This is a genomic window from Shinella sp. HZN7 (genome assembly GCF_001652565.1).
In the GTDB taxonomy this organism is placed as follows: Bacteria; Pseudomonadota; Alphaproteobacteria; order Rhizobiales; family Rhizobiaceae; genus Shinella; species Shinella granuli.
This window is the reverse complement of the sequence record NZ_CP015736.1, coordinates 3,301,000-3,318,013: the sequence shown is the minus strand read 5'-3', so window position 1 is coordinate 3,318,013 and position 17,014 is coordinate 3,301,000. Positions and strand designations below refer to the sequence as shown.

Sequence of the window (17,014 nt, the reverse complement as noted above, 5' to 3'; positions counted from 1 at the left end):
GAAAAGAGGGAACGATCATGAGACTGACGAAACATCTCGCCACGACGGCACTTGCGTTCGGCCTTGCCGCCGGCGCGGCCGCCGCCCATCCGCTCGACGGGCTGACGGCCGAGGAATACCAGAAGATCAACCAGATCCTGCGCGAGCAGAAGGTGGCGGACGACGACACGCTCTATCCGCTGATCGAGCTGAAGGAACCGGCCAAGGCCGAGGTGCTTGCCTGGAAGGAGGGCGACAGCCTCGACCGCAAGGCGACGGTCTACTTCACCAGCGCCGACGGCTTCAACGAGGCGGTCGTCAACATCTCCAAGGGCACGGTGGAGAGCAACGGCAAGACGGCCGGCCAGCCGATGGTGCTGTTCACCGAGTTCATGAATGCGCTGGAAGGCGCGCTCGGCCATCCGGACATGATCGCGGGGCTTGAAAAGCGGGGCCTGAAGCCGGAGCAGGCCTTCTGCCTGCCGCTGACGGGCGGCAACTTCTTCACCGAGGAATACAGGAACTCCCGCCTGATGAAGGTGCCCTGCTACCAGGTGCCGGAGGGATCCAACTTCTATGCCAAGCCGATCGAGGGGCTCTTCGCCATCTACGATATCGGCAAGAAGGAGGTGCAGCGCGTCATCGATACCGGTGTCGTGGAACAGGCGCCGAAGGACAGCTGGGGCTATACGGAGGAGGAAGTCGCCGCGCGCCTGCCGCTCCGCCCGGAAATGAAGCCCGTCACGCTCGTGCAGGACGGCGGGCCGAACTACAAGATCGACGGCAGCCATGTCGAATGGGATATCTGGCGCTTCAACTTCCGCGTCGACAAGCGGCCGGGCCTCGTCGTCTCCAATCTCGACGTCAACGATGCCGGCACCTGGCGCTCGGTCATCTACCAGGCGCATCTTTCCGAGGTCTTCGTGCCCTATATGGACCCGACGGAGGGCTGGTACTGGCGCACCTACATGGACAGCGGGGAATATGGCTTCGGCCTCTTCCTGAGCCCGCTGCGCGCCGGCATCGACTGCCCCGCGCACGCCACCTTCCTGCCGGCGACGATCGCCGACGACAAGGGCGCGCCGCTCGTCATCCCGGATGCGATCTGCGTCTTCGAGCGCAATATCGGCGATCCGGCCTGGCGCCATTTCGAGGTCTTCGCGCAGACGCCGGAGACCCCGGTGCCGGCGGAAGGCCGCCCGGCGACGGAACTCGTGGTGCGTACGGCCTCGGAGGTCGGCAACTACGACTATCTCATCGACTATCGCCTGCAGCAGAACGGCCAGATCAACATCTATGTCGGCGCGACCGGCCTCGATGCGGTGAAGGGCGTCGCCTCGGCCTCGATGAAGGATGCGACGGCGAAGGCGGACACGGCCTACGGCACGCTGATCGCGCCGAACCTCGTCGCCGCCAACCACGACCACTATTTCAACTTCCGCATCGATTTCGACGTCGACCAGCCGGTGAACCATTTCTCGACCATGGACATCGTGCCGGCCAAGCTCGATCCGTCGAGCCCGCGCAAATCGATGTGGACGGTCGAGCACAACATGCCGCATACGGAAATGGAGGCGCGCTACAGGCTCTCGGCCATGCAGCCGCGCTACTTCCACATCTCCAACCCGTCGCGTGAAGGCTATCTCGGCCACGAGCCCGGCTGGATGATCCATCACGGCAATGTCGCCTACGGTCCCTACGACTATGCCAACGATCCGCCGATGAAGCGCAACGCCTATATCGAATATTCGGTCTGGAACACGGTCTACGATCCGGAACAGCGCTATGCCGGTGGCAAGTTCGCCATGCAGAGCGACGGCTCGGACACGCTCGCCGAATGGGTCAAGAAGGACCAGAGCCTGATGGGCAAGGACATCGTCACCTGGTTCTCCGCCGGCTTCCATCACATTCCGCGCATGGAGGACTGGCCGGTCATGTCGACGGAGTGGAAGACCGTGCACATCATGCCGCACAACTTCTTCGCCCATAACCCGGCGCTGACGCTGCGCAAGAAATAAGGACCGGGTCCGGCAGGCGATGCCCCTCATCCGCCTGCCGGCACCTTCTCCCCGCAAGCGGGGCGAAGGGGGATGTCGCGCCGGTTTCCCGGGGCAGCGGCGTTGTCGGGAAGGAAAGCTTTGCTTCTTGCCCCTTCTCCCCGCTGGCGGGGAGAAGGTCGCGGCAGCGGGATGAGGGGCCGCCCTGGCGCCCTCCGGCCTCGTTCACTCCACCGGCTGCATGTCGCCGAAAACCGTCGGGATCAGCTCCGAAACGGTCGGATGGATGTGCACCGCATGCGTGATGGTCGTATAGGGCCGGCCCGCATACATCACGTCGAGAATGCTCTGCACCGCCTCGTCGCCGCCGGTGCCGAGAATGGAGGCGCCGAGGATTTCCTTCGTCTGCGCATCGGCGATCACCTTCATGAAGCCGAGGGTCTCGCCCTTTTCCTTGGCGCGGCCGACGCGGCTCATCGGTCTTGTGCCGATCAGCAGCTTGCGGCCTGACTTGCGCGCTTCCGTTTCGCTCATGCCGGCGCGGCCGAGCGGCGGGTCGATGTAGAGCGCATAGGTCTGGATGCGGTCGCTCACCTTGCGCGGTTCGTTGTCGAGGAGGTTCGCGGCGACGATCTCGAAATCGTTGTAGGCCGTGTGGGTGAAGGCGCCGCGGCCGTTGCAGTCGCCCATGGCGAAGATGCCGGGCACGCTGGTTTCCAGCCGCTCGTCGACGGTGACGTAGCCGCGTTTGTCCGTCGCCACGCCCGCCTTGTCGAGGCCGAGGTCGTCGGTGTTCGGCCGCCTGCCGGTGGCGAGGAGGATATGGGAGCCCAGGATCTCGGGCGTGCCCGCCGTGCAGTCGACGCCCACCCCGACACCGTCGCCGCTTTTGAAGAAGCGGATACACTCCGCCCCCGTGCGGATGGCAATGCCCTCGCGTTCGAGGATGTCGCGCACGGCGGTGCTGACGTCCTCGTCCTCGCGGGCGATCAGCCGCGGTCCCTTCTCGACGACCGTCACGTCGGAACCGAAGCGGCGGAACATCTGGGCGAATTCCAGCCCGATATAGCTGCCGCCGACGACGATGAGGTGCTTCGGCACCTCGGTCAGCTCCATCATCGAGACATTGTCGAGATGCGGCACGTCCCCGACGCCCGGGAAATCGGGCACGACAGCCCGGCCACCGACATTGAGGAAGATCTGCCCGGCCGACAGCCGTTCCTCGCCGACGCGGATTTCCGTCGGGCTTTCGAAGCGCGCATGGCCGCGGATGAAGGTGAGGCCCTTCATGCCCGCCAGCCAGTCCTCGTTACCCTTGCGGGCATCAAAGCGCACCTTGTCCTTGCGGGCCATCACCTTGTGGAAATCGATGGAGACCTCACCCGTCACCACACCGTAATCGGCGCCGCGGCGGGCGAGATGGGCGGCATAGGCGCTGGCGACCATGGCCTTGGTCGGCATGCAGCCCGTGTTGACGCAGGTGCCGCCCACATGCTTGCGCTCGATGAGCGCGACCGTCTTTCCCGCGGCCGTCAGCCGGCCGGCAAGCGACGGGCCGGCCTGGCCCGCGCCGATGATGATCGCGTCGAACCGCTTCATGGCACGACCGACGAGACGACGAAGAGGCCGAGCAGCACGGCGACGGCGTCTTCCAGCAGCGCAATGGGGAGATCCTTGCCGCCGATGGCTGCGACAAGGCGTTTGCGGGCTTCATAGCCGCCGAGCGTGCCGATGACCGCGCCGATGACGCCGGCGACGAGCCCGCCGATCATCGACCCCCGAGGGTGCCGAGAACTGCGCCGCAGAACCCGCCGCTGACGATGCGCGCGCCGAACTGCTGCGGCACCTTGCGGCTCGGCGTGCCCGGCAGTTGGTCGGTGACGAACTCGACGAGGGCGAGGGCGCTGAAGATATAGGGCGTGAAGCGGTAGGCCAGGAAGGCGGCCCAGGTGCCGGAGACGGGGAGCCAGCCGAGCGCTGCCCCGATGCTGACGGCGGCCGGCGCCGTCATCGCGCGCAGCCCCGCCACGATGCCGATCAGCAATGCGAGAATGTAAATGCTCATTGTCCCTCACAGATATCTGCGCCGGACATCGGCCCGGGATGGTTTCCCGGCAGGGGTGAAATGCAATATCGGAAAATGAGGCGGGCCAAGGCGAGAGTGTCGGATGCGACCGGCAATTGCAACGCGTTTCTGTTGCAAAAGGCTGCTGCTTCGCGCAATCTTGAAAGCGCTTTGAACGCTGCAACAAACAGCATGTCCTGTCGGTGCGGCGCAGTCTATTTTTTGCGATTGACTGCCATATATGAAATGCTTTGCCGGGACTGGCTTTCCCAAACGTGGTGAAAATGCCGTCATGACTTCCCGCACAGAACGAAAGGGTTATCTCATGCGTCCAGTCGTCAAATTCCTCGGAGCAGCTCTGGCCCTCGGGCTTGCGGCCGGTGCTGCCCAGGCCCAGGTCGTCGTCTCCTCGAAGATCGATACCGAAGGCGGCGTGCTCGGCAACATCATCCTCTCGGTGCTGAATGCCAACGGCATCGAGACGACGGACCGCGTGCAGCTCGGCGCGACGCCGGTCGTGCGCCAGGCGATCATCGCCGGCGAGATCGACATCTATCCGGAATATACCGGCAATGCCGCCTTCTTCTTCGAAAAGGCCGAGGATCCCGCCTGGAAGGATGCGGCCAAGGCCTATGAGCTGGCCAAGACGCTCGATTTCGACGCCAACAAGCTCGTCTGGCTGACGCCGTCCCCGGCCAACAACACCTGGGCGATCGCGCTGCGCAAGGACGTCGCCGAGCCGAACAAGCTGGTGACCCTGAGCGATTTCGGCAAATATGTCGCCGATGGTGGCCAGGTGGTGCTTGCGGCTTCCTCCGAATTCGTGAACTCGGCCGCGGCGCTGCCGGCCTTCCAGACGACCTACAGTTTCACCCTGAAGCCGGAACAGCTCATCACGCTTTCCGGCGGCGATACGGCCGCGACGATCGCGGCGGCCGCCAACCAGACGAACGGTGCGAATGCCGCCATGGTCTATGGCACGGACGGCGGCATCGCGCCGTCGGGTCTCGTGGTTCTGGAGGACGACCAGGGCGTGCAGCCGGTCTATCAGCCGGCGCCGATCATCCGCGAAGCGGTGCTGAAGGCCAATCCGCAGATCGAGGAAATCCTGAAGCCCGTCTTCGAAAAGCTCGATCTCGTGACGCTGCAGGATCTCAACGGTCGCGTCCAGGTCGGCGGCGAGCCGGCCAAGGCCGTTGCCGAGGACTTCCTGAAGAAGAACGGCTTCATCCAGTAAGGCGCGTTTGCCCTTCGTCCTGCGGGCGGAGGGCCTCTCCTCGAAAGGCGTTCATGACGTTCCGGATCGACAAGCTCGGCGTGGTGATCGCCGCATTGCTGGCCTATGGCGCCTTTCTGGCGCCTTTCGCCAATTTTCGGGCCAACCGCATCGTGCCCGGCGAGGCGCGAGGCGTCCTGGAGGCGCTTCCCGCCGGGCTCGGCGCGGCGCTGGTCGGCTTTACCGTCATCGCCATCGTTGTCGTCGCGCTGAAGACGCCGACGGTCTTCCGGCTGCTGCTGGGGCTTGCCGCCTTGCTGGCGCTCGCCATCCTCGTCGGCCTTTCCGCCGCTCACCTCACGCCGCCGGAAAACACCTATGCCCGCGTCTCGCCGGCCTCCGGCTTCTGGCTGCTGAGCTTTGCCTTCGCGCTCGTGGCGGCCGATGCGCTGGCGCGTCTCCGGCTTTCGCCGCTTGCCCGGGTCGCGCTGCTTGCCGCCGTCGCCGCGGCTGCCGCGGGGCTTTTGATGTCCGGCGCCTGGGACGGGCTGTCGATCCTCAAGGAATATGGCAGCCGGGCCGACAGCTTCTGGCTGGAGGCGGGCCGCCATGTCGTCCTGGCGCTCGGCTCGCTTGTCGCCGCCACGCTCGTCGGCCTGCCGCTCGGCATCCTTTGCCACCGCGTGGAGGCGCTGCGCGCCGGCGTGCTCAACGTGCTGAACATCATCCAGACGATCCCCTCGATCGCGCTCTTCGGCCTGCTGATCGCGCCGCTCGGCTGGATCGCCGTCCATGTGCCGGGGGCCGCGGCGCTCGGCATTCGCGGCATCGGCGCCGCGCCGGCCTTCATCGCGCTCTTCCTCTATTCGCTGCTGCCGGTCGTCGCCAATACGGTGGTCGGCCTTGCCGGCGTGCCGCGCGAAGCGAACGATGCCGCCCGCGGCATCGGCATGACGGATGGCCAGCGCCTCTTCCGCGTCGAGCTGCCGCTTGCCTTCCCGGTCATCCTTACCGGCATCCGCATCGTGCTGGTGCAGAATATCGGCCTTGCGACCATCGCGGCGCTGATCGGCGGGGGCGGTTTCGGGGTCTTCGTCTTCCAGGGCATCGGCCAGACGGCGATGGATCTCGTGCTGCTCGGCGCGGTGCCGACCGTGGCCCTCGCCTTCGCCGCGGCGATCGTGCTCGATGCCGCAACCGAACTTTCCAACCGCAAATCCGGCAGGGCCGCATGATCGAGATCGACAGCATCACCAAGCGCTATGGCGAGACGGCTGTCGTGGACAGCGTCTCGATGACGATCGCGCCGCACACGATCACCGTCATCGTCGGCACGTCCGGTTCCGGCAAGACGACGCTGATGCGCATGATCAACCGCCTGGTCGAACCGACCTCCGGCACGATCCTGATCGACGGCGCCGACAACCGCTCCATCCCCGGCTACGAGCTGCGCCGCCGCATCGGCTATGCCATCCAGGGCCACGGCCTCTTCCCCCACCGCACCGTCGCGGAGAACATCGCCACCGTGCCGACCCTGCTCGGCTGGGAGAAATCCCGCATCGCCGCCAAGGTGAAGGAGCTGCTGTCGCTGTTCCAGCTCGATCCCGCCGCCTTCGGCCCGCGCTACCCGCATGAACTGTCGGGCGGCCAGCAGCAGCGCGTCGGCGTCGCCCGGGCGCTCGCCGCCGAGCCGAACATCCTCCTGATGGACGAACCCTTCGGCGCGCTCGACCCGGTCATCCGCGCCAAGGCGCAGGACGACCTGCTGGCGATCCAGAAGCATTTCGGCACCACCATCGTGCTCGTCACCCATGACATGGAGGAGGCCTTCCACCTCGCCGACCGCATCGCCGTCATGGACAAGGGCAGGATCGTGCAATATGCGGCGCCGGAGGAGATGCTGGTGAAACCGGCGACGGATTTCGTCGAGACGCTGATCGGCGCCGGCGAGCGGCCCTTCCGGCTCCTGTCGATCGGCGCCGTCGCGGAGGCGGCGGAGGCCGGCGAGGCGGAGGGCGAGCCGATCGCCGCTGCCGCCAGCCAGCGCGATGCACTGTCCGCCCTGCTCTGGTCCGGCCGTGAGGCCCTGCCGGTCGTCGGCGCGGATGGCGCCCGGCTCGGCCGCGTCACGCTTGCCGGCCTTGCCCGGCGCGCCGCGAGGCCGCAATGAAGCGGCTCCTGCCCAATCTCCTGCGGCTGGCGGCGCTCCTCGTCCTCATCGCCTTTCTCGTCCAGCCGGCGCTCTTCGAGCCCTTGCTGAAACCGCTGGTGCAGGCCAATGCGCCGGCCGTCTACAACCAGGGCAGCCTGCTGTCGCTGACGCTCTCGCACCTTGCCACGGTCTTCGCCGCGACGCTCGCCGCGACCATCGTCGCCGTCGGGCTCGCCATCCTCGTCACGAGGCCGATCGGCGCGGAATTCCTGCCGCTGTCGCGCAGCCTGGTGAATATCGGCCAGACTTTCCCCCCGGTCGCGGTGCTGGCGCTCGCCGTGCCCGCCGTGGGCTTCGGCGAGAAGCCGACGCTGATCGCGCTCTTCCTCTACGGCCTGCTGCCGATCTTCGAAAATGCCATGACGGGCCTTTCCACCCTGCCGCCGGCCATCACGGAGGCGGCGCGCGGCACGGGCATGACCGCCTGGCAGCGGCTCACCCGGGTGGAGCTGCCGCTGGCACTGCCGGTCATCCTCGCCGGCATCCGCCTTTCCGTCGTCATCAGCCTCGCCACCGCCACCATCGGCTCCACGGTGGCGGCCAAGACGCTCGGCGAGGTGATCATCGCCGGGTTGCAATCGAACAACCTCGCCTTCGTGCTGCAGGGCGGCCTCGTCGTCGCCGTGCTGGCGGTGCTGATCTACGATGCCTTCTCCGCCCTCGAACGGGTGCTGTCGCGCCGGGCGGGACGGATTTAGCGGTCCCCGGTCTCCAGGTCGTAGACGAGGATGCCCTGGATGCCCCCTTCGGCGGCAGCGACGAGCCGGGCGCCCGTCTGCTTGTGCTCCGGGTCCTCCAGATAGGCATCCCGCGCGAAACTGTCGGCGAAATCGACGATGAAGCCGTCGCTGAACCCCTTATCCATGCCCGCCTCCGGGCTGACATTCACGCCGATGTGCACGGCGAGCATGCCCGGCAGGCGGTCCTTCAGGGCGTCGATCTCGTTGAAGAGTTCGGCCTTGTAGGCGGGGGAAATCGTCGGCTTGAAGTGGATGAAGACGCAGTGGCGGATCATGGTGTTCCCTATCGGATGTTGGCGCGGGCGCGCGGACGCACGTCGTTGCGTTCATATTGAAAAACCTGGGCCGGCAGCGCCGGCAGGCCGCGGATGATGTCGGCGCCCTTCTCGCCCACCATGATCGTCGGCGCATTGGTGTTGCACGAGGGAACGCGCGGCATGACGGAACTGTCGCAGACGCGCAATCCTTCAAGCCCGTGCACCTTCAAATCGAGGCCGACGACCGCATCCGCCCCCGTGCCCATCTTGCAGGTGCCGACGGGGTGGTGGTCCGTCTTGGCATTGGCGCAGCCGTAATTGAAGAGGTCTTCGTCGGTGACGACCTTCGGCCCTGGTAGGCGCTCGGCCATCACGTAGGATTTCAGCGCCGCCTGCTGCATGATCTCGCGGGCGAGCTTCAGCCCCTCGATCGACATTTTGCGGTCATGCGGGTCATCCCAATAGTTCGGGTCGATCAGCGGCGCGGCGGCGGGGTCGGCGGAGGAAAGGCGCACCGTGCCCTTCGAGCGGGGATGCAGGTAGGCGGAGTTCAGCGTCACGCCGGCATTCTTCAGCCTTTCGACGCCCGCCTCGATGCCGGAGCCGAGGCCGAGATGGAACTGGATGTCCGGCGAGCGCGCCTCGGGATCGGCATACCAGAAGCCGCCCGTCTCGAAGAGCGAGGAGGCGACGGGGCCGGAGCGGAAGAGCACATATTGCAGGCCGGCCCAGAGCGTGCGGTGCAGCTTGGCGACGCCGTCATAGGTGTGGTCGCCGGTGCATTCGCAGATGACGAAGAGGTCTAGATGGTCCTGCATGTTCGAGCCGACGCCCGGCAGGTCGTGCTTGACCTGGACACCGACGGATTTCAGGTGATCGGCCGGGCCGATGCCCGATTGCTGCAGCAGTTTCGGCGAGCCGATGGCGCCGGAGGAGACCAGCACCTCGCGCTCCGCGCGGATCGTCTCGACGCCCTTGCTTGTCACCACCTCGACGCCGACGGCGCGAGACCCTTCGAGCACGATGCGGGCGACGCGAGCGCCGGTGCGGATCGTCAGATTCTTGCGATCCTTGATTGGAGAAAGATAGGAGAGGGAGGCGGAGGAGCGGCGGCGGTTCCTCTGCGTCAACTGATAAAAACCGACGCCGGCCTGCTGGCGGCCGTTGAAATCGTGGTTGTAGGGGATGCCGAGTTCCTGGCCGGCGCGGATATAGGCGTCGCAGATCGGCAGGGCCGAGACCGGCATGGAAACGCCGAGCGGGCCGCCATAGGAATGGTAGTCGTCGGCGAAACGCTGGTTGTCCTCGGCGCGTTTGAAATAGGGCAGGATTTCGCGATAACTCCAGCCCTCGCAGCCGTCCTCGCTGGCCCAGAGGTCGTAATCGGCCGCATTGCCGCGGGTATAGAGCTGGGCGTTGATCGAGGAGCCGCCGCCGATGACCTTGGCCTGCGTATAACGCAGCACGCGGCCCTTCATGTGCTTCTGCGGCACGGTCTCCCAGCCCCAGCTGGCGACGCCCTTCGTCATCTTGGCAAAGCCGGCGGGCATGTGGAACAGCGGATTCCAGTCGCCGCTTCCCGCTTCGAGCAGCAGCACGCGCACGCTGGAATCTTCCGAGAGCCGGTTCGCCAGCACGCAGCCGGCAGGCCCGGCGCCGGTGATGATGTAGTCGTAGGTCATGCCTTGGTCCTCAGAATGGTTCGGTGCCGTGGCCGGGTGAAATTGCCCCTCATCCGCCTGCCGGCACCTTCTCCCCGCCAGCGGGGAGAAGGAAGTTTGCTGTGCCCTCTCGTCTCCCTCGCCCCGCTTGCGGGGAGGGGGCGGGGTGAGGGGCGCCCCATGTTCACAGCCGGCCGATCGAAAGCCCGCCGTCGAGATGGATCACCGAGCCGGTGGCGAAGGCGAATTTGCCCGTCGCCAGCGCTGCCGCGGCGGCGCCGATATCGTCCGGCTCGCCCCAGCGCTTCATCGGCACGAGGCCGCCTTCGATGAGGGCGTCGTATTTCGCCGAGACGCCGGCCGTCATGTCGGAGCGGATGATGCCGGGGCGGATCTCGAAGACGGAGATGCCGGTATCCGCCAGCCTGAGCGCCAGCCCCTGGCTGAAGGCGGCAAGCCCTGCCTTGGTCATGCAGTAATCCAGCCGTTCGGGCGAGGTGAGGCCGGCCGAGACGGAGGTGATGTTGATGATCGTGCGCGGGCCGGCCGCCTGTCTGGAATGCAGCATGGCCTTCAGCACGGCCTGGGTGAAGAAGACGGTGCCGCGCAGGTTGGTGGCGACGATCGTGTCGAAATGGTCCGGTGAAAGATCGAGGAAATCGCCGCGCACGACGGAGGCGATGCCGGCATTGTTGACGAGGCAGCCGATGGCGCCGAGCTGGTCCTCGACGGCTGCGACGGTGGCTGCGTGGCCCGGCAGATCGGCGAGATCGGCCTTGAGGTAGATGGCGCGGGCGCCGAGCGTGGCGAGGTCGGCGAGCATGGCGTCGGTCGCGGCGTCGCCGTCGCCGATGCCCGATATGGCGATGTCGAAACCCTCTGCCGCGAGGGTTTTCGCGATGCCGAGGCCGATGCCGCGGCGGCCGCCGGTGACGATGGCGACGGGGCGTGCTGGTGTCGTCATGCGGCAAGGTCCCTCGATTTGATGTGGGCCGCGACGCGCAGCGCCTGCGCCGCGACCGACAGCGCCGGGTTCACGGCGGCCGAGGTCGGCAGGTACGAGGCGTCGACCACGAAGAGGTTCGGGTGGTCATGGGCGCGGCACCAGATGTCGAGCGGCGCCGCCCTCGGATCGCTGCCGATGCGCACGGTGCCGCATTGGTGCGAGGGCGTGCGCTTGTCGAAGGCGCGCGCGAGCACGACCGGGAAGCCGGCCTTCTTCAACGCGCTCTTGAGCTTGGTGACGAGGTCGAGATGGGCCTGCCAGTTGGTGCGCGTCCACTTCATGACGATCCGGTCGCGATCGACCATGATGCGGCTTTCGGGATGTGGCAGGTCCTCGCTCATCGCGTAGAAATCGATGGCGCGGGCTGCCACTTGGTCCAGCAGCCATTCCGGCACGGAGGGCATGTTGGCCTTCAGGATTTTTCCGGAGACGCGGCCGAGAAGCTGCACATTGCCGAGCGGCGGGCCGCCATTGCCGTCGGAGAGGTAGTAGTCGTTGAAGCCGAAACTCTTCTGGTAGACAGACGTGTTTTTGTAGAAGGGCGAGACGCCGATCACGGCGCTCGAATTGTGGTTCATGAAATTGCGGCCGACCTGGTCGGATGTGTTGGCGAGCCCCTTCGGAAAGGCTTCCGAGGCCGAGCGCAGCAGCAGCACCGCGGATTGCACGGCGCCGGCCGAGAGGATGACCAGCTTCGGCGAGACGCTCTCCGCCTCGCCGCCGCGCTGGTAGTGCACGGTGGCGATGGTGCGGCCGTGCGGGGCGGTGGCAAGCCGCGTCACCCGGCAATTGGTGCGCAGTTCGACATTCGGGTGCCTGAGAGCTTCGGTGAGCGCGGTGCTCTCCGCGTCCATCTTGCCGTCGTTGCTGTTCGGATGCGCATCCCAGGGCGTCTTCGCCTTGGCGAGCCAGCGGTCGATATCGACGCCGAGCGGCAGCGAATAGGGGTGAAGGCCGTTCGCCTTCATTTTTGCGCGCACGCTGGCGATGGCCGGTTCGTCCGGCACCGGCGGGAAGGGGTACGGCGCGGAGTGGTGCGGCTCGGTCGGGTCCTCGCCGAGCGTGCCGCGGACGTTGTAGAGCTTTTCGGCGGCGGAATACCAAGGCTCCAGCTCTTCATAGGGGAAGGGCCAGGCGGGGGAGACGCCGTCGCGGTGGCGCATTTCCTCGAAATCTTCCTTGCGGTAGCGCACCAGCACCGCGCCATAGAATTTCGAGTTGCCGCCGACATTGTAGTAGTTGCCGGGGTTGAAGGCGGTGCCGTCCGCCTCGTGCCACATCTCCTTCGGGCGGAAATGGCCGCGCTGGAAGATGGCGCGCTGGTCGCGGTTTTCCGGGCGGTCGGGCAGGTGGTCGCCCGCTTCGAGGATGACGATCCTGGCGCCCGTGGGGGCGAGGGCGGCGGCCATGGTGGAGCCGCCGATGCCCGATCCGATGATAACGATGTCCGGCTGCGTGGTCATGGGTTTCTCAGGCGATGCGAAGCTGGCTTGCGGGGTCGAAGAACACGGCCTTGTCGAGGTTGAAGGCAAGGCGTGCCGTCTGGCCGGCGGTGATGCGCACGTCGGCGCGCAGGCGGGCGACGATCTCCTTGCCGCCGAGATGGGTGACGGCGAAGGTATCGGCGCCGGCGGGCTCCACCACTTCGATCAGGCAATCGCCTTCGCCGACGGTGCGGGCGTTGCGGTCCGCGCCGTCAGGGTCGGTGAGGGCTTCCGGGCGGATGCCGAAGATGACCTCCTTGCCGCTATAGGCGGACAGGCCGCCCGGCGCGTTCGGCACCGAGAGAACCAGCGGTTCGGCCTGGTGGCGGGCAAGCGAGACGGCGACGCCGGAACCGTTGCCCTCAATCTTCGCCTTCAACAGGTTCATCGCGGGCGAGCCCATGAAGTCGGCGACGAACATGTTGGCCGGGTTGTTGTAGATCTCCGCGGGCGAGCCGAATTGCTGGAGCACGCCGTCCTTCAGCACGGCGATTTTCGTCGCGAGCGTCATCGCCTCGATCTGGTCGTGCGTCACATAGACGATGGTGGTCTTCATGCGCTGGTGCAGGCGCTTGATTTCCGTGCGCATGTCGACGCGCAGCTTCGCGTCGAGGTTGGAGAGCGGCTCGTCGAACAGGAAGAGTTTTGGATCGCGCACCAGCGCCCGGCCCATGGCGACGCGCTGGCGCTGGCCGCCGGAGAGCTGGCCGGGCTTGCGGTCGAGAAGGTGGCCGATCTGCAGCATGTCGGCGACCTGCTTGATGGCCTTGTCGCGCTCCTCCTTCGGCACGCCGCGGATTTTCATGCCGAAGGCGATGTTGCCGCCGACCGTCATGTTCGGATAGAGCGCGTAGGACTGGAACACCATGGCGATGTCGCGCTTGGAGGGGTGCAGGCCGGCGACCGAGCGGCCGTCGATGGCGATGTCGCCCGAGGTGATCGGCTCCAGCCCGGCGATGGTGTTGAGCAGCGTGGACTTGCCGCAGCCGGAGGGGCCGACGAGCACGAGGAAACCGCCCTGTTCGATCTCGATATTGATGTCCTTCAGGATTTCGAGCGCGCCGTAGGATTTGCGCAAGTGGCTGATCTTCAGGAAAGACATGGCATTATCCTTTCACGGCGCCGGACATCAGGCCGCGCACGAAGTAGCGTCCGGAGACGATGTAGACGATGAGGGTGGGCAGCGCCGCGAGGATCGCGCCCGCGAAATGCACGTTGTATTCCTTCACGCCTGTCGAGGAGGAGACGAGGTTGTTGAGCGCCACCGTCATCGGCGTCGTGCCTGCGCCGGAGAAGGAGGCGCCGAACAGGAAGTCGTTCCAGATATTGGTGAACTGCCAGATGACCGAGACGACGATGATCGGCCCCGAGGACGGCAGCAGGATGCGGTAGAAGATCTGGAAGAAGCTCGCCCCGTCGATCTGTGCCGCGCGCACCAGCTCGGTCGGGAAGTTTTCGTAGTAGTTGCGGAAATAGAGCGTCGTGAAGCCGATGCCGTAGACGACGTGCACGAGGATCAGGCCCCAGAGCGAGCCGGCGAGCCCCAGCATGCCGAGGATGCGCGCCATCGGGATCAGCACGATCTGGAACGGGATGAAGCAGGAGAGCAGCAGCAGGCCGAAGAAGACGTTCGAGCCCCTGAACTGCCACTTGGTCAGCACATAGCCGTTCAGCGCGCCGATGATGGTGGAGATCACGACGGCGGGCACGACCATCAGGATCGAGTTGATGAAGAAGGGGCGAAGGCCCGTCGGTTGCACGCCGATCTGCGCCGTCGACCAGGCTTGCAGCCAGGGCTCGATGGTCCAGACCTGCGGCAGGTTCAGCATGCCGCCCTGGCGGATTTCCTCCAGCGGTTTCAGCGAGTTCACCAGCATCACGTAGAGCGGCAGCAGGTAATAGACCGCAAAGAGGATGAGCGCGGTGTAGATCAGGGCGCGCGTCAGCCTGTTGTGCGAGATGACGTTGTCGGGACTGGGAGCGCTCATCGGCCTTTGCCTCCGCGGATTTCGGAATAGAGGTAGGGGATGATGATCGAGAAGATCATGACCAGCATGATGATGGCCGACGAGGCGCCGATGCCCATCTGGTTGCGGGTAAACGTGTAGGAATACATGAAGGTCGCCGGCAGTTCGGTCGCCTGGCCGGGGCCGCCGCCGGTCAAGGCGACGACGAGGTCGTAGGCCTTGATGGCGAGATGGGCGAGCACGACGAAGGCGGAGAGGAACACCGGGCGCATCAGCGGGATGATGATGCGGCGGTAGATGGTGGTGGTCGAGGCGCCGTCGATCTGGGCGGCCTTGATGATCTCGTTGTCGACGCCGCGAAGGCCGGCGAGGAACATCGCCATGACGAAGCCGGAGGACTGCCACACGGCGGCGATCACCACGCAGTAGATGGCGTAGTTGCGGTCCTTGATCCAGTTGAAGGCAAAGCTTTCCCAGCCCCAGAGATGCATGGTGTTCTCAAGGCCGATGCCGGGGTCGAGGAACCACTTCCAGGCAGTGCCCGTCACGATGAAGGAGAGCGCCATCGGGTAGAGGTAGATGGGCCTGAGGATGCCCTCGGCGCGGATCTTCTGGTCGAGCAGGATGGCGAGCGCCAGGCCCAGCACCGAGCAGATGACGATGTAGAGCGAGGCGAAGATCGCGAGATTCGAGATCGCCCGCCACCAGTGCGGCAGCGCCCAGAGCTTGGAATAGTTGCTCAGTCCCACGAAATTGTAGGAGGGCAGCATCCTGCTGTCCGTCAGGGACAAAAAGCCCGTATAGGCGATGAAGCCGTAGACGAAGACGAGCACGATGAGGAAACTGGGGGCCAGCACGAGCTTCGGCAGAAGCTCCTGCAGCCGGCTTCGGCTATCCATGGTCGTTACCACCATTGTTGTGTGTTTGTCGGCGGCGGGGCGAGGCCCCTCATCCGCCTGCCGGCACCTTCTCCCCGCAGGCGGGGAGAAGGACATATGCCGTGGCCCGTCCTTCTCCCTCTCCCCGTTTCCAGGGAGAGGGCCAGGGTGAGGGCTGCGCCCTTGCCTTATTTCGCAGCTTCGACGGCGGACTTCAGTTCCTCGACGGCTTCCTCGGAGGAGAGCTCACCGTTGAACTGGCGGGTCACGACGTCGTAGATGGCGTTCTTGACGGAGGCCGGGTTGGCGTGGCCATGCGCCATGGAGCCGAAGAGCGAGCCGTTGGTGTTCGCCTCCGCGAGGTCCTTGATGGCCTTCTTGCCGCAATCGTCGAAGGCTTCGTCGGAGACGTCCGTGCGGGCCGGGGCGGAGCCCTTGACCACGTTGAAGGCCGACTGGAAGGCCGGGCTCTCGATGGCCGACGCCATGGTCAACTGGGACGGAACCTTGTCCTCGGCGACCTTGAACATCGCGAACTGGTCGGAGTTGAAGGTGACCGAGCCTTGCGTGCCCGGGAAGCGCATGCAGACGAAATCCGTGCCCGGCACCTTGCCGGCCTTGATGAATTCGCCCTTCGCCCAGTCGCCCATGAACTGCACGCCGGCCTTGCCTTCGATGACCATGGCGGAGGCGAGGTTCCAGTCGCGACCCGAGAAATTGTCATCGACGTAGGAACGCAGCTTCGTCATGCGGTCGAAGGCTTCCTTCATCTGGGCGCTGCCCAGCGTTTCCGGATCGAGGTCGATGAAGGCCTTCTTGTAGAAGTCGTTGCCGAAGGAGAGCACGACCGCGTCGAAGATCGTCGCATCCTGCCACGGCTGGCCGCCATGGGCGACCGGCGTGATGCCCTGTTCCTTGAACTTGTCGAGCAGGGCGACCAACTCGTCCCAGTTGGTCGGCTCCGCGCCGCCGGCAGCATCGAGTGCGGCCTTGTTGACCCAGACCCAGTTGGTCGAGTGCACGTTGACGGGCGCGGCGATCCAGTGGCCGTCATACTTGGAGAACTGCTGCAGGGCGGTCGGGATCACGCTGTCCCAGCCTTCCTTGGCGGCGATCTCGTCGAGATTGCCCAGCGCGCCTTCCTTGGCCCAGTCGAGAATGTCGAAGCCGAGCATCTGCACCGCGGTCGGCGCGTTGCCGCCCGTGACGCGGGCGCGCAGCACCGTCATGGCTTCCGTGCCGCCGCCGCCGGCGACCGGCATGTCGGTCCAGGAAATGCCCTTGGATTCGAGATCCTTCTTGAGCACGTCGAGGGCTGCGGCCTCACCGCCGGAGGTCCACCAGTGCAGGACTTCCACGCCTTCCGCGGCCTTGGCGGACAGGCCGCCCATCGTCATCATCACCGCGGCGATCGCGGTGGTCGTCAGAAACTTGCGCATCGTATTCCTCCCGTTTGCAAGTTCGAGGGCGAGAGCCTCCTCCCGCCGATGGTTCATCTGCGGCTTAAAGCGCCGTGCCAATTTAAAACGTTGTAAATTTGCGGAGTCAAGCT

At 65.7% G+C, this 17,014-nt stretch carries 14 protein-coding genes and 1 pseudogene; 5 read left to right on the top strand and 10 right to left on the bottom strand.

All coding sequences use genetic code 11. The features are described 5' to 3' along the window. Positions 1-17: 17 nt before the first annotated feature. Complete coding sequence (locus tag shn_RS15985; RefSeq protein ID WP_206362177.1) at positions 18-1,997, top strand: tyramine oxidase; 1,980 nt, start codon at positions 18-20, stop codon at positions 1,995-1,997. Between the two features lie 204 nt (positions 1,998-2,201). Here the strand turns inward: shn_RS15985 and shn_RS15980 are convergent, their stop codons facing one another. Together shn_RS15980 and shn_RS15975 are read right to left on the bottom strand one after the other, a co-directional pair. Beyond that, the gene (locus tag shn_RS15980; RefSeq protein WP_064331284.1) at positions 2,202-3,575 is read right to left on the bottom strand and encodes an FAD-containing oxidoreductase; all 1,374 of its coding nucleotides are present in this window, start codon (positions 3,573-3,575) and stop codon (positions 2,202-2,204) included. Next, positions 3,572-4,041 (bottom strand): annotated as a pseudogene (locus shn_RS15975) (DUF4126 domain-containing protein). Before shn_RS15975 ends, shn_RS15980 begins: the two are co-directional and overlap by 4 nt. 325 nt (positions 4,042-4,366) lie before the next feature. Between shn_RS15975 and shn_RS15970 the strand changes: the two are divergent. From shn_RS15970 to shn_RS15955, 4 genes are read left to right on the top strand one after another with little or no spacing between them, the layout of a single operon-like run. Then, positions 4,367-5,278 (top strand): ABC transporter substrate-binding protein, encoded by a 912-nt coding sequence (locus shn_RS15970; protein ID WP_064332646.1) that lies wholly within the window; start codon positions 4,367-4,369, stop codon positions 5,276-5,278. A 53-nt stretch (positions 5,279-5,331) separates the two neighbouring features. Further along, complete coding sequence (locus shn_RS15965; RefSeq protein ID WP_064331283.1) at positions 5,332-6,492, top strand: ABC transporter permease; 1,161 nt, start codon at positions 5,332-5,334, stop codon at positions 6,490-6,492. Further along, a complete protein-coding gene (locus tag shn_RS15960) occupies positions 6,489-7,427 on the top strand; it encodes an ABC transporter ATP-binding protein (RefSeq protein ID WP_064331282.1) in 939 nt (312 codons plus the stop codon). Before shn_RS15965 ends, shn_RS15960 begins: the two co-directional genes overlap by 4 nt. Then, positions 7,424-8,167, top strand: a complete 744-nt coding sequence (locus shn_RS15955; protein ID WP_064331281.1) for an ABC transporter permease — start codon at positions 7,424-7,426, stop codon at positions 8,165-8,167. Before shn_RS15960 ends, shn_RS15955 begins: the two co-directional genes overlap by 4 nt. Here shn_RS15955 and shn_RS15950 read toward each other — a convergent pair. The 8 genes from shn_RS15950 to shn_RS15915 all read right to left on the bottom strand — a co-directional run bounded on the left by shn_RS15950 (position 8,164) and on the right by shn_RS15915 (position 16,862). Further along, entirely contained in the window at positions 8,164-8,484 is a 321-nt protein-coding gene (locus shn_RS15950; protein ID WP_064331280.1) for a Dabb family protein, read from the bottom strand. The genes shn_RS15955 and shn_RS15950 overlap by 4 nt on opposite strands. An 8-nt stretch (positions 8,485-8,492) precedes the next feature. After that, entirely contained in the window at positions 8,493-10,148 is a 1,656-nt protein-coding gene (locus shn_RS15945; protein ID WP_064331279.1) for a GMC family oxidoreductase, read from the bottom strand. 163 nt (positions 10,149-10,311) lie between these two features. Continuing rightward, the gene (locus tag shn_RS15940; RefSeq protein ID WP_064331278.1) at positions 10,312-11,091 is read right to left on the bottom strand and encodes a 3-ketoacyl-ACP reductase; all 780 of its coding nucleotides are present in this window, start codon (positions 11,089-11,091) and stop codon (positions 10,312-10,314) included. Continuing rightward, the gene (locus tag shn_RS15935) at positions 11,088-12,596 is read right to left on the bottom strand and encodes a GMC oxidoreductase (RefSeq protein WP_064331277.1); all 1,509 of its coding nucleotides are present in this window, start codon (positions 12,594-12,596) and stop codon (positions 11,088-11,090) included. The genes shn_RS15940 and shn_RS15935 overlap by 4 nt, the downstream gene beginning before the upstream one ends. Positions 12,597-12,603: 7 nt before the next feature. After that, positions 12,604-13,719 (bottom strand): ABC transporter ATP-binding protein, encoded by a 1,116-nt coding sequence (locus shn_RS15930; RefSeq protein WP_064331276.1) that lies wholly within the window; start codon positions 13,717-13,719, stop codon positions 12,604-12,606. 4 nt (positions 13,720-13,723) lie between these two features. Next, positions 13,724-14,605 (bottom strand): carbohydrate ABC transporter permease, encoded by an 882-nt coding sequence (locus tag shn_RS15925; protein WP_064331275.1) that lies wholly within the window; start codon positions 14,603-14,605, stop codon positions 13,724-13,726. After that, the gene (locus tag shn_RS15920) at positions 14,602-15,483 is read right to left on the bottom strand and encodes a carbohydrate ABC transporter permease (protein WP_064332645.1); all 882 of its coding nucleotides are present in this window, start codon (positions 15,481-15,483) and stop codon (positions 14,602-14,604) included. The genes shn_RS15925 and shn_RS15920 overlap by 4 nt, the downstream gene beginning before the upstream one ends. Positions 15,484-15,650: 167 nt before the next feature. After that, a complete protein-coding gene (locus shn_RS15915; protein WP_245337417.1) occupies positions 15,651-16,862 on the bottom strand; it encodes an ABC transporter substrate-binding protein in 1,212 nt (403 codons plus the stop codon). Positions 16,863-17,014: the final 152 nt, after the last annotated feature.